General features: G+C 52.6%; 14 protein-coding genes and 1 riboswitch. Of the genes, 6 read left to right on the forward strand and 8 right to left on the reverse strand.

Features of this window, described 5'->3' with window-relative positions:
* Positions 1 to 66: 66 nt before the first annotated feature.
* Entirely contained in the window at positions 67 to 1,521 is a 1,455-nt protein-coding gene (locus tag DUT67_RS02555; RefSeq protein ID WP_048262632.1) for a DASS family sodium-coupled anion symporter, read from the reverse strand.
* Between the two features lie 377 nt (positions 1,522 to 1,898).
* Here DUT67_RS02555 and DUT67_RS02560 point away from each other — a divergent pair, with 377 nt between their 5' ends.
* The gene (locus DUT67_RS02560; protein WP_113633202.1) at positions 1,899 to 3,545 is read left to right on the forward strand and encodes a Na/Pi cotransporter family protein; all 1,647 of its coding nucleotides are present in this window, start codon (positions 1,899 to 1,901) and stop codon (positions 3,543 to 3,545) included.
* A 346-nt stretch (positions 3,546 to 3,891) separates the two neighbouring features.
* Here the strand turns inward: DUT67_RS02560 and lysC are convergent, their stop codons facing one another.
* Positions 3,892 to 5,268, reverse strand: a complete 1,377-nt coding sequence (gene lysC, locus DUT67_RS02565) for a lysine-sensitive aspartokinase 3 (RefSeq protein ID WP_113627945.1) — start codon at positions 5,266 to 5,268, stop codon at positions 3,892 to 3,894.
* A 115-nt stretch (positions 5,269 to 5,383) separates the two neighbouring features.
* A riboswitch (Lysine riboswitch) is annotated at positions 5,384 to 5,576 on the reverse strand.
* 182 nt (positions 5,577 to 5,758) lie between these two features.
* Here lysC and pgi point away from each other — a divergent pair.
* Both pgi and DUT67_RS02575 read left to right on the forward strand, forming a co-directional pair.
* Entirely contained in the window at positions 5,759 to 7,408 is a 1,650-nt protein-coding gene (gene pgi / locus DUT67_RS02570) for a glucose-6-phosphate isomerase (RefSeq protein ID WP_113633201.1), read from the forward strand.
* Between the two features lie 43 nt (positions 7,409 to 7,451).
* Positions 7,452 to 7,796: a DUF4156 domain-containing protein gene (locus DUT67_RS02575; protein WP_113633200.1), complete on the forward strand. Its 345-nt coding sequence runs from the start codon at positions 7,452 to 7,454 to the stop codon at positions 7,794 to 7,796.
* Positions 7,797 to 7,860: 64 nt separating this feature from the next.
* Here DUT67_RS02575 and epmB read toward each other — a convergent pair whose 3' ends face one another.
* Positions 7,861 to 8,907, reverse strand: coding sequence for an EF-P beta-lysylation protein EpmB (gene epmB, locus DUT67_RS02580; RefSeq protein ID WP_113633199.1), 1,047 nt, complete (start codon positions 8,905 to 8,907; stop codon positions 7,861 to 7,863).
* 42 nt (positions 8,908 to 8,949) lie between these two features.
* Here epmB and efp point away from each other — a divergent pair, with 42 nt between their 5' ends.
* The 3 genes from efp to DUT67_RS02595 all read left to right on the forward strand — a co-directional run bounded on the left by efp (position 8,950) and on the right by DUT67_RS02595 (position 10,571).
* Complete coding sequence (gene efp, locus DUT67_RS02585) at positions 8,950 to 9,516, forward strand: elongation factor P (RefSeq protein WP_048262621.1); 567 nt, start codon at positions 8,950 to 8,952, stop codon at positions 9,514 to 9,516.
* 183 nt (positions 9,517 to 9,699) lie between these two features.
* Entirely contained in the window at positions 9,700 to 9,831 is a 132-nt protein-coding gene (locus DUT67_RS02590; protein WP_014916783.1) for an entericidin A/B family lipoprotein, read from the forward strand.
* A 386-nt stretch (positions 9,832 to 10,217) separates the two neighbouring features.
* Entirely contained in the window at positions 10,218 to 10,571 is a 354-nt protein-coding gene (locus DUT67_RS02595) for a DMT family protein (protein WP_011095468.1), read from the forward strand.
* A gap of 31 nt (positions 10,572 to 10,602) precedes the next feature.
* Here the strand turns inward: DUT67_RS02595 and blc are convergent, their stop codons facing one another.
* From blc to frdA, 5 genes are all read right to left on the reverse strand, one after another.
* A complete protein-coding gene (gene blc / locus DUT67_RS02600) occupies positions 10,603 to 11,187 on the reverse strand; it encodes an outer membrane lipoprotein Blc (protein ID WP_113633198.1) in 585 nt (194 codons plus the stop codon).
* Positions 11,188 to 11,418: 231 nt separating this feature from the next.
* Positions 11,419 to 11,775: a fumarate reductase subunit FrdD gene (frdD, locus tag DUT67_RS02605; protein WP_005972985.1), complete on the reverse strand. Its 357-nt coding sequence runs from the start codon at positions 11,773 to 11,775 to the stop codon at positions 11,419 to 11,421.
* Between the two features lie 14 nt (positions 11,776 to 11,789).
* Positions 11,790 to 12,185 (reverse strand): fumarate reductase subunit FrdC, encoded by a 396-nt coding sequence (gene frdC / locus DUT67_RS02610; RefSeq protein ID WP_101781790.1) that lies wholly within the window; start codon positions 12,183 to 12,185, stop codon positions 11,790 to 11,792.
* A gap of 12 nt (positions 12,186 to 12,197) precedes the next feature.
* The gene (locus DUT67_RS02615; RefSeq protein WP_048262615.1) at positions 12,198 to 12,935 is read right to left on the reverse strand and encodes a succinate dehydrogenase/fumarate reductase iron-sulfur subunit; all 738 of its coding nucleotides are present in this window, start codon (positions 12,933 to 12,935) and stop codon (positions 12,198 to 12,200) included.
* Positions 12,928 to 14,724, reverse strand: coding sequence for a fumarate reductase (quinol) flavoprotein subunit (gene frdA, locus DUT67_RS02620; RefSeq protein ID WP_113633197.1), 1,797 nt, complete (start codon positions 14,722 to 14,724; stop codon positions 12,928 to 12,930). The genes DUT67_RS02615 and frdA overlap by 8 nt, the downstream gene beginning before the upstream one ends.
* Positions 14,725 to 14,765 lie beyond the last annotated feature (41 nt).

Below are 14,765 nucleotides of genomic sequence, written 5' to 3' on the forward strand. Positions count from 1 at the left end.
TGTTTGTGGCGATAAAATGAAAAAGCCGGGGGAACCCGGCTTTTTCACATAATAACTAGCGAACGGTTAATACAGGCCAATCACTTTCCACCACAATAGACCCGCTCCCATAAAGATCGCCTGATTCACCAGACTGACGACAAAGCCAGTGCGCCACCAGACGGCAGTGGGCACGTAGCCAGCACCGAACAGAATGGGGCCGCGAGCATGAGTATATTGCGTCAGCGAGCAGTACAGGCTACTGGTAAATGCCAGCATGAACGCCATCGGCACTGCTGGAATGTTCAGGTTGATCCCGACACCGAGGAACACCGCAAAAAGTGCGGCGATCTGCGCATTGCCGCTAGCGAAGAAATAGTGGGTGTAGAAATAGGCCGCATTCAGCAGTAGCAGCACCAATACCCAGCTTGTTCCCTGCATCAAATGGCCAATGTTGCTGCCGATGAGATCGCCGAACCAGTTAGTGAAGCCAAGCTTTTTCAACTGGTTTGCCATCATCAGCAGGGCAGCAAACCAAATCAGCGTATCCCAGGCACCTTTCTCGCTCTTCACGTCTTCCCAGCTGAGTACGCCAGTTAACAGCAGAAAGGAAAGTCCGACGAATGAGGCGGTTGTTGCATCCACACCTAAGCGGTCGCCAAAAATCCACAGTACCAGCAGCAGGATAACGGTGAAGGCCATGAGCCACTCACCACGGCTCATGCTACCCATCTTTTCCAACTCTGCGACGGCCAGCTTTGGCGCATTCGGCGTATGGCGAATTTCCGGTTTGGTCAGCCAATAGACGAGCAGCGGAACCACCGCCAGAGAGATTAGGCAGGGGACGAGCGCCGCCAGAAACCAGCTTCCCCAGGTAATGGTAACGCCTGCGTTGGCCGCGAGCTTCACCGCCAGCAGGTTGCCGGTGTAGGCGGTCATAAACAGCGCCGCCGTCACGTCGTTAACGTTACCGATACAGGTAATCAGGAAGGTCCCAATCTTACTGCGCGACGCGTCTTCCGGCTTGGAATCAAAGCTACGCGACAGCGAATCGGCAATCGGATAAATAATCCCGCCGCAGCGTGCGGTGTTGCTCGGCATCGCGGGAGAAAGCACCAGATCGGCAAAGGCCAGACCGTAAGCTAGTCCGAGAGTCCGTTTTCCTAGCAGACGGATCATCTGCAAGGCGATACGGCGACCCAGCCCCGTTTTGATAAAGCCGCGTGCGATCATGAAGGCGACAACAATCAGCCAGATCAGCGAGCTGTTCAGATCGCTGAGAGCCGTTTGTATCGCGCCGCTGGCCGTTTTATCTCCCGCGGCGTACGTCAGGGCAAAGAGCGTAATACTGATAATACCGATCGCGCCAATTGGGAGAACGTTAGCAACAATACAAACGATTGTAGCCACGAAGATGACGGCAGAGTGCCAGGCGGCGGGGTTTAAGCCTGTTGGGGGTTCCATTTGCCAAAAAAAAGCGGCGATGGCAAGAATAACGATCAGTGGGAACCAGTTTAGTCCATACGAGGTTTTGGTCTTCATCCATTTTCCTTACTAAAAAGTCAGAAGGATTGTAGGGCATACGCTAACGTACTCAATTTGCTAAATATTAAGCATGCTTAAAGTTTTCTAAGCATATAACCCATAAGAGTTATAGAGATAAAAAGAGCATAGCGTTAACCGGAAAAGACGTGAGGTGAAATTGTCGGCTTATTGATTTGGATTCTGTTTTTTAAATATTGTGAGTTAATTAACTTTAATCATTAATTGATGTTACGTGATTTTTCTCTGACGCGGGTTGCCTCGCAGTACCGCCCGCCAACATCTGGTAAGATGGTTGTTCATTACCTCATCAATACACCGTATTCACCAATACTGTGTATTTCCCAACACATGATTTAACTGGAGGCGCGGACTTTTTGTTAACACTGCTGAATCTCCTCTCTGCGATTGCGTTACTGGTGTGGGGCACTCACATTGTGCGTACCGGTATCATGCGGGTTTATGGCACCCAGTTACGACGGGTTCTCAGCGATAGCGTTGAGAAAAAACCGTTGGCTTTTATGGCCGGGATTGGCGTAACCGCGCTGGTGCAGAGCAGCAATGCGACTGCTTTGCTGACCACCTCTTTTGTCTCACAGGGGCTGGTGGCATTAACCCCTGCGCTGGTAATTATTCTTGGGGCGGATGTCGGTACGGCACTGATGGTGCGAATTCTGACGTTCGATCTGTCCTGGCTTTCTCCGCTGCTGATTTTTTTTGGCGTGGTATTTTTCCTCAGCCGTAAACAAATGCGAGTCGGCCAGATTGGTCGCGTGGCGATTGGACTGGGGCTGATTTTGCTGGCGCTGGAAATGATTGTCGTTGCTGCGGCTCCGATCACACAAACATCGGGCGTGAAGGTACTGTTTTCGTCATTGACGGGCGACGTCATGCTGGACGCCCTGGCTGGCGCGCTGTTTGCGGTGATTACCTATTCCAGCCTGGCGGCGGTGCTGTTGACGGCAACCTTGACGGCAAGTGGCGTGATCTCGCTGGAAGTGGCGATGTGTCTGGTCATCGGTGCCAATCTGGGTAGCGGATTACTGACGATGATGAGCACCTCGACGCAGAATGCGGCAGGCCGACGCGTGGCGCTCGGCAGTATGCTGTTCAAGCTCATAGGCTGTTTGGTCGTGCTGCCTCTGGTTGAGCCGCTTTCGCGCTGGCTGACGCGCATTCCGTTAAGCGCTGAAGAGTTGGTGATCTACTTCCACCTGTTCTACAACCTGATTCGTTGCCTGCTGCTGATTCCGCTTACCGGCGTGGTGGCGCGCCTGTCGTGCGCGATGATTGCTGACTCGCCGCAGGTTGATCTCCAGATGAAGCCTCGTCATCTGGATACCAGTTCACTGGATACCCCTGCGCTGGCGCTAACCAATGCCGCGCGAGAAACGCTGCGAATTGGCGATGTGCTGGAGCAGATGCTGCGTTTGTACCGTGAAGTCTTGCAGGGCGACCATATGCAGCGGCGGGAGATTCGTCGGCTTGATGATGATGTTGATATCCTTTATACCGCGATTAAGCTCTATCTGGCGCAGATTCAGAAAGACGGGTTGGATGAACGGGATTCTCGGCGCTGGGCAGAAGTTATCGAAGTGGCGCTGAATCTGGAACAAGCGGGAGATATTATCGAACGCATGGCTGATGACATTGCCAATCATTCATCCGGTGTACGCATGGCGTTTTCCGCACAGGGACTGGAAGAGTTGAATCAACTGCATGAACAGTTGCTGGCGAATCTGCGTCTGGGGCTGTCGGTCTTCCTGTCAGAGGACGTCACCAGTGCGAAACGTTTGCGCCGTGCTAAACACCGCTTCCGCATTATGAACCGCCGCTATGCCCATGCGCATGTCGATCGCTTACATCAGCACAACGTACAGAGTCTGGAAACCAGTTCGCTCCATTTGAGCTTACTCGGAGACATGAACCGACTGAATTCCCTGTTCTGTGCGGTGGCGTACAACGTCTTGATTGTGCAGCAGGATGGGGACGAAGATCGCGAAGAATCACCGTTAACATTGTGACTCCTTTGGTGGAAGGTGATAGTCATCTTTATGCGGACTAAGAGACCGTTTCGTGCGCCATAATACTGCCATTTTCATGCTACCTCGTAGCACGCGCCCGACACGGGGCGGTTCAATCGCCGCTCGCCCCGTGACCCTAGGCTTACGGCGGAAATTATGCCGCTGACGCGGTTCCATCGGTGTTCGTGACCGCTAGTCGAGCCGCCAGTGACGCGTTCCATACGCGGCACTGGCTTTCGCGACGTCCTGTCGCTCACTCGGCGGCCAAGCCCACCGATGCATAATTTTTACGCCAGATAGGGGCAAAATCCGCGCTCACATAAAATGTGACTAAGAGACAGCGAATTTACTCGAATAGGCTACGGTGCAGTGTCTGTACCACTCGCTCGGCATCGTCACCGGGTACGAGGAAGCACAGGTTGTTGCTGCTGGCGCCGTAGCAGATCAGGCGAATGCGGAAAGGTTCCAGCACGCCAAACACTTCTTTCCCTACGCCACAGGCCTGAGACAGCTTGTTGCCGATCAGCGCAACCAGCGACAAATTCTCTTCAACCTCAACCCGACACAGCGATGACAGCTCGGTCAGCAAGGCGCTGGACAGCAGACTGCCGCCCGTTGAGGTGGAGCCGGTCGTATCGAGCGTCAGCGCCACGTTGACTTCTGATGTGGTGATCAGGTCAACGGAGATATTGTGACGGGCCAAAATGCTGAAAACTTCGACCAAAAAGCCGCGTGCGTGCAGCATGTTCAGGCTGTATAGCGTGAGCAGCGTTTGCTTACGACGTAGCGCCAGCGCGCGGAACAGCGGCGGGTTTTCGGTTTTATTGCACACCAGCGTACCGCCAGCAGCCGGATCTTTGCTGGAGCCGACGAACACCGGAATGTCGCTGCGAACCGCAGGTAACAGCGTGGCTGGGTGCAGGACTTTCGCGCCAAATGTTGCCATTTCAGCGGCTTCTTCAAACATGATTTGATCGATGCGTTTTGCCGTCGGTACCACGCGTGGGTCGGTGGTGTAGATACCAGGAACGTCGGTCCAGATATCAATCCGGCTGACGTTAAGCGCTTCGCCCAGCAGTGCCGCCGTATAATCGCTACCGCCACGACCCAGCGTGGTCGTGCGGCCTTTTGCTTCGCTGCCGATAAAGCCCTGAGTAATCACCAGACCTTGTTCAAGGCGCGGCTGCAACTGGCTACGAGTTAGCTCGCCCAGCACGCTGCAATCCGGCTGTGCACGGCCAAAGTGATCGTCGGTACGCATGATTTTGCGCACATCAAACCACTCTGCAACGACATTACGCTGACGCAAAATTTCGACAAACAGCAGGGTAGACATCAGTTCGCCATGGCTGACCAGTTCGTCGGTCAGGGCGTTAGACGTGGCGAGCGCGGCGGCTTCAGACAGCGTGGTAACATTGTCCAGCATGCGATCAATCTCATCGCGAATAACGCTTTGATTGGTCAGCTTATCGATGATGGCGTATTGAATTTGGCGAATTTTCGCCAGATGTTCGGCGCGCGTTTCCGGCGTTTGACCTTCCGCGAGTGCGACCAATAAATTGGTAATGCCAGCCGATGCCGACAGCACCACAACGCGTACATTTGGATTCGATAACACCACATCGGCGCTGCGGTTCATAGCGTCAAAGTCCGCCACGCTGGTGCCGCCAAATTTGGCAATAACGGTAGAGTTCGCGTTTGCGGATACTTCAGTTGCAGACATGTCAAAAAACCTCGTGTCAGGGGTAGGCTGTTTTTCAGTAAACAGCATTCCATTAATCAACCTTGGCACAGGGGGAGAGCAGAAGTAGGGGGCAGGCGTAGAAAATGACTACGATACACCCAGAAGCGCTCCACCTTGCTGAATGTCCATCAGGACGAATTCGGTGACAACCCAGAGGATTCAGCCTCTGTAGTCGATAGGGTGAAAGCCGTATTTCACCGCATCTCGGCGTCGCTCCCCCTCGGATATCATCAGCGGATTACGGTTCCTCCGATATCTTACCTGGGCGACGCGCCTCTTCTGGCTTGCACACCGAGTGTGCAAGTACGGTGTTAGAAATAACGGGTTATGCGGTTTCTGTCAATAAACAATCTGCCAGTAACTACAGGGCATGAACCGCTTTTAGCAAGAAAAGGGATCTCAATTGGGATTTTAAGGGATACAATCGATTCAGTCACTTTGAACTCATGCTTAGAGAGAAAGTCGCATTATGAAAAATATCAATCCAAGCCAAACTGCCGCCTGGCAGGCATTACAAACCCATTTTGACGCGCTGAAAGACGTGCAAATCAGCGAGCTGTTTGCACAAGATAGCGACCGTTTCGCGCATTTTTCCGCAACGTTCGACGATCAGATGCTGGTAGATTACTCCAAAAACCGCATCACCGCCGAAACCATGGAAAAACTGCACGCGCTGGCGCGGGAAACTGACCTGTCTGCGGCGATTCACGCCATGTTTGCTGGCGAGAAAATCAACCGCACGGAAGATCGCGCCGTTCTGCACGTTGCTCTGCGTAACCGCAGTAACACGCCGATTCTGGTAGATGGCAAAGATGTGATGCCGGAAGTCAACGCGGTGTTGGCGAAGATGAAAGATTTCAGCGAACGCGTGATCGGCGGCGAGTGGAAAGGCTATACCGGAAAAACGATTACCGACGTGGTTAACATCGGTATCGGCGGTTCCGATCTGGGGCCGTTCATGGTAACGGAAGCGCTGAACCCTTATAAGAACCACCTCAATATGCACTTTGTCTCCAACGTTGACGGCACGCATATTGCTGAAACGTTGAAGCCGCTGAACCCAGAAACCACGCTGTTCCTGGTTGCCTCTAAAACCTTCACCACGCAGGAAACTATGACCAACGCGCACAGCGCGCGCGACTGGTTCCTGAAAACGGCGCAGGACGAGAAACACGTTGCCAAGCACTTTGCTGCGTTGTCCACCAACGCGAAAGCCGTCGGCGAATTTGGTATTGATATCAACAACATGTTCGAATTCTGGGATTGGGTCGGCGGACGCTACTCCCTGTGGTCGGCGATTGGGTTGTCGATCATTCTCTCTCTGGGCTTTGAGAATTTTGAAAAGCTGCTCAGCGGCGCGCATGCGATGGACAAGCACTTTGCTTCCACCCCTGCGGAGAAAAACCTGCCCGTGCTGTTGGCGCTGATCGGCATTTGGTACAACAATTTCTTCGGTGCAGAAACCGAAGCGATTCTGCCGTATGACCAATACATGCACCGCTTTGCTGCCTATTTTCAGCAAGGGAATATGGAATCTAACGGGAAATCAGCCGATCGCAACGGTAATCCGGTAGATTATCAGACTGGGCCGATTATCTGGGGTGAGCCGGGCACGAATGGCCAGCACGCCTTCTACCAGTTGATTCATCAGGGCACCAAGCTGGTCCCGTGTGATTTCATTGCACCGGCCGTTAGCCATAACCCATTGAGCGATCACCATAGCAAGCTGCTGTCGAACTTCTTTGCACAGACCGAAGCTCTGGCGTTTGGTAAGAGCCGTGAGGTTGTTGAAGCCGAGTTTGCGGCGGCAGGCAAAAGTGCCAAAGAGGTGGAACATGTCGCGCCGTTTAAAGTATTTGAAGGCAACCGCCCGACTAACTCCATCCTGCTGCGCGACATTACGCCATACAGCCTAGGCGCGCTGATCGCACTGTATGAGCACAAGATCTTTACTCAGGGCGCGATCCTGAACATCTTCACGTTCGATCAGTGGGGCGTGGAGTTAGGTAAGCAACTGGCAAACCGTATTCTGCCAGAGCTGGAAAATGACAGTACGATCGACAGCCATGACAGTTCCACCAACGGGCTGATCAACCGCTTCAAAGCGTGGCGTAACTAATCGGGCCTGTGCCCTTTGGTTTTTCAATCGCAAGGAGGAAGACATGCAGGTTCGTATTTTGTTAGGTCTATCAGCGGCAGTTTTACTGGCGGGATGTAGTAGCAGCAGTCAACTTAGCGCGGCTGGGCAGGCCGTGACGTTCACGGATACCAAGCCAGGAAGCGAATGTCAGCTGTTGGGGCAAGTTAGTGGTAGTCAGTCTAACTGGCTGGCGGGTAACCATAGCGACGGCAGTGCTATGCGCGGTGCAGCAAACGATCTGCGTAATAAAGCGGCGGCGATGGGCGGTAATACTATTTATGGTGCAACCAGCCCGAGTGAAACCTTCTGGTCAAGCTTTGCGCCGCTAGACAGCAAGATGACCGGCAGCGTTTACAAATGTCCTTAAGCTAAAGAAAAACCGGGTGAGAGTGGGGGAAACCTGCTCTCACCTTATTTTTACCCACCCAGTGTTATAGCTCAGCGTCGTCCTGATGCTGCTTCATCCCTAAATCCAGCGGCGTTTTGCTGGCTTCGCCCCCGATTTCCCGCGCCAGACGTGGCACCAGATAGCCGGATACCTTCTTCATTAGCGCTTTGACTAAGACGCGAGCTTCATTGTCATCCACCAGAAAATGGGCAGCACCCTGGACTTTATCCAGTACGTGCAGGTAATAAGGCAGAATACCCGCATCAAATAATGCATTACTGAGCCGAGCCAGCGTCTCTGCGCTGTCATTCACGCCACGCAGCAGCACGCTTTGATTGAGCAATGTCACGCCTGCGCGGCGCAAACGCGCCATACTTTGTGTTAAATCAGGATCAATTTCCTGCGGGTGGTTAATATGCGTCACCAGCAGCACCTGAAGTGAACTGCGGGACAGACGATCGCACAGAACGTCGGTAATGCGTGCGGGGATCACCACAGGCAAGCGGCTGTGAATACGCAGGCGTTTCAGATGTGGGATGTGTTCCAGCTCGGTGATCAGCCAGTCCAGTTCGTGGTCTTTGGCCATCAGCGGGTCGCCGCCGGAAAAAATGATCTCATCCAGCTCAGGGTGTTGGCGGATATAATCCAGCGCCTGACGCCAGTTTGCCTTGTTACCCTGATTATCCTGATACGGGAAATGGCGGCGAAAGCAGTAGCGACAGTTTACCGCGCAGCCGCCTTTAACCAGCAGCAGGGCGCGGTTGTGATATTTGTGCAGTAGCCCCGGTACGACGCTGTGTTGCTCATCAAGTGGATCATGCGTGAAACCCGGAGTGACGATAAACTCCTCGCGGGCGGTCAATACTTGTAGCAATAACGGATCGTCAGGATTACCTTTTTGCATACGGGCGGCGAATGCGCGTGGTACTCGCAGAGCAAAAAGCCTACGTGCATCATTGCCTTGCCGGAGTTTTGCGTGATCGTTCAGTGCCAAAAGTTGCAGTAATTCATCAGGATCGGTAATTACGTCTGCAAGTTGCTGCAACCAATCTTCTCTGGAAGGTATATTTAGGGTTACAATGTGTGCCATTTTTTTGGCTTCGTACCAGTATTAAAATTGTAGAGGGCCTTTATGGCGACTTATTCTAGCAACGATTTCCGTTCCGGTCTTAAAATCATATTCGAAAGCGAGCCGTATGCTATCGAATCCAGTGAATTTGTGAAGCCGGGTAAAGGCCAGGCTTTTGCTCGTGTAAAAATGCGTCGCCTGTTGACGGGCTCTCGCGTTGAAAAAACCTTCAAGTCTACCGACTCAGTCGAAGGTGCAGACGTAGTAGATACCAACATGAACTACCTGTATAACGACGGTGAGTTCTACCACTTCATGCACCCTGAGACGTTTGAACAGCATCAGGTTGAAGAGAAGACCGTTGGTGATTCTGCAAAATGGCTACAAGACAACGCAGAATGTATCGTTACGCTGTGGGATGGTCGCCCGATCACCGTTCTGCCGCCGAATTTCATCGAAGCTGAAATTACCGATACCGATCCAGGTCTGAAAGGCGATACCGCAGGAACCGGTGGTAAGCCAGCAACACTGAGCACCGGTGCCGTGGTTAAAGTGCCATTGTTTGTACAGATCGGCGAAGTGGTCAGAGTTGACACGCGTTCTGGCGAATACGTTTCACGCGTTAAGTAATTAATGCGAAAAAAGCCGACCTTCTGTGAAGGCGGCTTTTTTAATTCATATTTTCCTCTCTAAAGTTCCCCGTTGCTTTGCTCTTCATCCGAAAAAACCTCCACAAGAATCAAAATTGGCTACGCTTAAAAAGCAGTCCTTTCGTACCGTTGAAATCCTATTCTCATAAAGAAGGAACCGAGTATGTTGAAGAAAGCATTTGTTGCCATTTTCTCTCTGGTTATTCTCTCCGCAGTGGTTGGGTGTAATACCACCCGAGGTGTTGGGGAAGATGTTGAAGCGGGTGGGAAGGCCATTCAGCGCAGCGCCCAATAGCCTATACCCGTTATACTTCACGCTGCATGTGTGTTGGCTTTGTTACTCGGCCCATCCGTGGGCCTCGCCCCTTAGGGCCGCTGTGAACAGCGTTCAAATCTGCTCCCAGCAGATTTGTCGCTCACCCCAGTCACTTACTGATGTAAGCTCCTGGGGATTAATGGACCTCATAAATGAGGTCCACCCTTCGGGCCAGCGCTAGCGCTGTTCAAATCGGTCTGGAACCGATTTGTCACGGCGTCGCTGCCTGCATGCAACTCGAATTATCTAGGGTATGATTTAGGAAATAAGTCGTAATAACTTTTCCGAGTGGAAGAAAATGCCGTGATGGCGTTTTCTTCCCCGCGGCGAGATAATGTGAAAGTGGATCACTCGGAGAAGTAATAATGTCGCCTCTTTTCATTACTGTCGGCATGCTGACGTTGAGCAATATATTTATGACGTTCGCTTGGTACGGGCATTTGCGCTATTTCAGCGGCCGAACCTGGATAATTGCTGCGTTGATCAGTTGGGGGATCGCATTATTTGAATACCTCTTACAGGTACCTGCAAATAGGATTGGTTATCAGGTAGCCTCTGCCGGTCAATTGAAAATATTGCAGGAAGTGATCAGCCTTTCCGTATTTATCCCTTTCTCCATATACATTTTAAAAGAGCCGTTCCGCACCGATTATATTTGGGCGGGGTTATGCCTGCTGGGCGCGGTTTTCTTTATGTTCCGCGATAAGATTATGGGATAACGCACCGTTTCATTTTCGTATTACGATCAGGTTACTGATTGACCCAAATGAGCGCCTCTGTCGGGAAGCTGTAGCGTTTGGCTGTGGCTACCAGTTTGTCGCGTGTCGCTGCATCTAACGTTGGCGTGCGTGAGAGAATCCACAGGTAGTCACGGTTTGGTCCGCAAATCAGGGCGTAGCGGTAGTCGTCATCCAGTTCAATAATGTTATAACCACCATAGAACGGCCCGAAGAACGACACTTTTAGCGCCCCGCGCTGAGGTGACCCCGTGAAATATGCCTTCCCGATACTTTCTTTCCATTCCTGTTTTTCGACGTTAAAGCCCCGATTGATAACCTTGATCCCGCCGTCATCCCGCGGGCTGTAAGTTGCAGTAACGCGCTCCAGATTGCGCTCAAAGCGGTGATCGAGGCGGGCGATCTCATGCCAAGTACCGAGGTAACGATTGACGTCAAAATTTTCCACGACGGTGACGTTATCGGGGGGCATTACGCTACAGGCGACGGAAACGAGTGCCACTAGCGCGGCAATGCATGCTTTCCCGCATCGTCTGATTTTGAAGATAAGAGGTTTGAGGAAAGTGGTGTTAAAGCGAATAGCGCTAAAGGGCATCATATTGACGTCTCATCGTTTTTTATCTCTGTTCCAGTGTAGACGATGGGCGTAAGCAGGTGGAGAAATATACGGCCTGTATTACACAGGCCGTTAAGTACTCGTCATACTTCAAGTTGCATGTGCGTTGGCTTCGTTCAGTCACCCGAATCACTTACTGGAGTAAGCTCATCGGGACTCCTTCCCTTGCCGCCTTCCTGAAACTCGAATTATTTAGAGTATGTAGTGTTACATTTACAGCGTGACGACACCGATGACGGTGACGACGGTTAGGATTGCCGCCAGACCATAGAACACCCATTTCCCGGCAGGAACGTGGATTTTCAGGTCATGCATCGCGTGGTGAATACGGTGCAGGCCACACCAGAGCGGTAACACAATCATCAGCAGTAAAAATACGCGGCCGATAAAGCTCTGGCTGAACGCGGCGATACGCTCATAGGTTAACGCGTCTGGGAACAACCCCAGAGGCAGCATCACACCGACCAGCAGGATGATTACTGGAGCGAAGAACGCGCTCCACATCCCACCAGCACCGAACAGGCCCCAGAAAGGAGGTTCGTCGGAACGTTTTGGCGTTGGGTTAATCACGTTATTTCTCCTGTTCAGAATAGTAAGGCGATCGCCAGAACGGCTACGGTTACCACCACGGTGACAGCCCAAAGCCCTTTAATAATTGGCTCCGGCCCCATTTTTTCGTCTTTAATGACGATGATGCTTGCCTTCGGTGCCAGCTCAAACCAGGTTTTGGTGTGCAGCGCAGCAGCCAGCAGAGCCACGATATTAATCAGCAGTACCAGCGGGTTTTGCAGGAAGCTGACGAAGTTTGCCCAGCCTTCAGGCCCGTTTTTCAGTGCGAAAACGCCGCACATCAAAACGATGCTAAACCAGACGGCAGGAACGGCAGTCCCTTCACGCAACATATAAAAGCGGTAGAACCCCAGCTTTTTCCACCAGGTCGGTGACATGCCGCGAACATACGCTTTACGTTTAGTTGTCATCCTTGTCCCTCCTTATTGTGGTTTCAGCATGGCGATCATGAAGTCTTTCGCGCTTTCGACTTTGCCTTGCTGGATGGCAGCGGCAGGGTCGACGTGCTTCGGACACACTTCTGAGCAGTAGCCCACAAACGTACAGGACCAGACGCCGTTATTACCGTTCAACTGCGCCATACGCTCTTTCTTGCCGTGATCGCGATTGTCCAGGTTATAACGGTGCGCCAGCGTAATCGCAGCCGGGCCGATGAACTCAGGGTTCAGGCCGAACTGCGGACACGCTGCATAGCACAGACCACAGTTAATACAGCCGGAGAACTGGTGATACTTCGCCATTTGCGCAGGTGTCTGCTTATTCGGGCCGTCAGCAGGTTTACGATCGTTTCCGATGATATATGGCTTGATAGCCTCCAGACTCTCGATGAAGTGGGTCATGTCGACCACCAAATCGCGCTCAATAGGGAAGTTGCCCAGCGCTTCGACCTTTAGACCGTTCGTGTATTCACGCAGAAAGGTTTTACAGGCCAATTTGGGGACCTTATTCACCATCATGCCGCAGGAGCCACAGATTGCCATACGGCAGGACCAGCGGTAAGAGAGGTCCGGTGCCAGGTTATCTTTGATATAACCCAGCGCATCCAGCAGGGAAGTCTGCGTGTTGTACGGGACGTCGAATGTCTCAAAATACGGTTCGCTGTCCTGTTCAGGGTTATAGCGCATGACTTCCATTTTCAGGGTTTTGATCATCTCAGCCATTCGCCTGCTCCTTCTTACTTGCTTCCTGAGCATCGCCTTCTGCACCGTATACGCGTTTGGCCGGTGGCAGTTTGGTAATCTTCACATCGCTATACTCCAGACGAGGTGCACCTTCCGGGTTATAGAACGCCAGCGTATGCTTCAGGAAGTTAACGTCATCACGCTCGGTGCAACCGTCATCCAGACGCTGATGCGCGCCGCGGGATTCTTTACGGTTGATTGCCGAGTGCGCCATACATTCCGCAACATCCAGGCTGTGACCCAGTTCAACGGTGTATAGCAGATCGGTGTTGAACACGCTGGAGCGGTCGGTGATTTTCACGCGTTTAAAGCGTTCTTTCAGCTCCGCCATCTTATCGACGGTTTTCTGCATCAGGTCGGTGGTGCGGTAAATACCACAGCCTTCTTCCATCGATATGCCCATTTCGTCACGGATTTTCGCCCAGCTTTCGGTGCCTTCCTGATTCATCAGGTCATGCAGACGCTGTTCGATATCGCGCGTTTGTGCGTCCAGCGCTGTACCGTTGGCTGGTGCTGCCGCCTGTGAACGTTGTACGGCATGCTCACCTGCGACGCGCCCGAAGACCACCAGTTCGGCCAGCGAGTTGGAACCAAGGCGGTTCGCACCGTGCAGGCCAACAGAAGAACATTCGCCGACGGCAAACAGGCCTTTGATGCGGGTTTCGCAATTCTGATCGGTTTCAATGCCGCCCATCGTATAGTGTGCGGTAGGACGGATAGGAATCGGCTCCTTCACGGGATCGACGCCGACATAGGCTTTTGCCAGTTCGCAGATGAACGGCAGACGTTCCAGAAGCTTCTTCTCGCCGAGGTGGCGCAAATCGAGATAAACCACATCGCCCAACGGGGTTGAGACGGTGCGGCCTGCGCGCCATTCGTGCCAGAATGCTTGCGATACTTTATCGCGCGGCCCCAGCTCCATGTATTTGTTTTTCGGTTCGCCCAGTGGCGTTTCCGGACCCATGCCGTAGTCTTGCAGGTAACGGTAGCCGTCTTTGTTGACCATGATGCCGCCTTCGCCGCGACAGCCTTCGGTCATCAGGATACCGGAGCCGGGTAAACCGGTCGGGTGATATTGAACGAATTCCATATCACGCAGCGGTACGCCGTGGCGGAACGCCATGCCCATACCGTCGCCCGTGACGATACCGCCATTGGTGTTATAACGGTACACGCGTCCTGCACCGCCAGTCGCCAGTACTACCGCGTTAGCACGGATCTGAATCAGCGAGCCTTCCATCATGTTGATGGCAACGAGACCGCGTGCCTGGCCGTCATCGACCAGTACGTCGAGGACAAAATGCTCATCAAAACGTTGGATTTGTGGATATTTAAGGGACGTTTGGAACAGCGTATGCAACATGTGGAAGCCGGTTTTATCGGCGGCAAACCAAGTGCGTTCGATCTTCATCCCGCCAAAGCGACGAACGTTGACAGAACCATCGGGTTTACGGCTCCAAGGGCAGCCCCACTGTTCCAGTTGAATCATCTCTTCCGGACAGTGTTTGACGAAGTGCTCAACAACGTCTTGTTCACACAGCCAGTCGCCACCAGATACGGTGTCGTTGAAGTGATAATCAAAGCTATCGTGTTCCTGAGTCACCGCTGCCGATCCACCTTCTGCCGCCACGGTATGGCTACGCATTGGGTAGACTTTTGAGATCAGCGCTATTTTCAGTTGAGGGTTAGCTTCCGCGGCAGCTATTGCTGCTCGTAGGCCAGCACCCCCGGCCCCGATAATGGCCAAATCAGCATTAAAGGTTTGCAATGCATTCCTCCAGTTACTTAAGTTAATTAAGTTAAAATAAA

The organism is Pectobacterium peruviense (genome assembly GCF_003312355.2).
GTDB classification, from domain to species: domain Bacteria; phylum Pseudomonadota; class Gammaproteobacteria; order Enterobacterales; family Enterobacteriaceae; genus Pectobacterium; species Pectobacterium peruviense.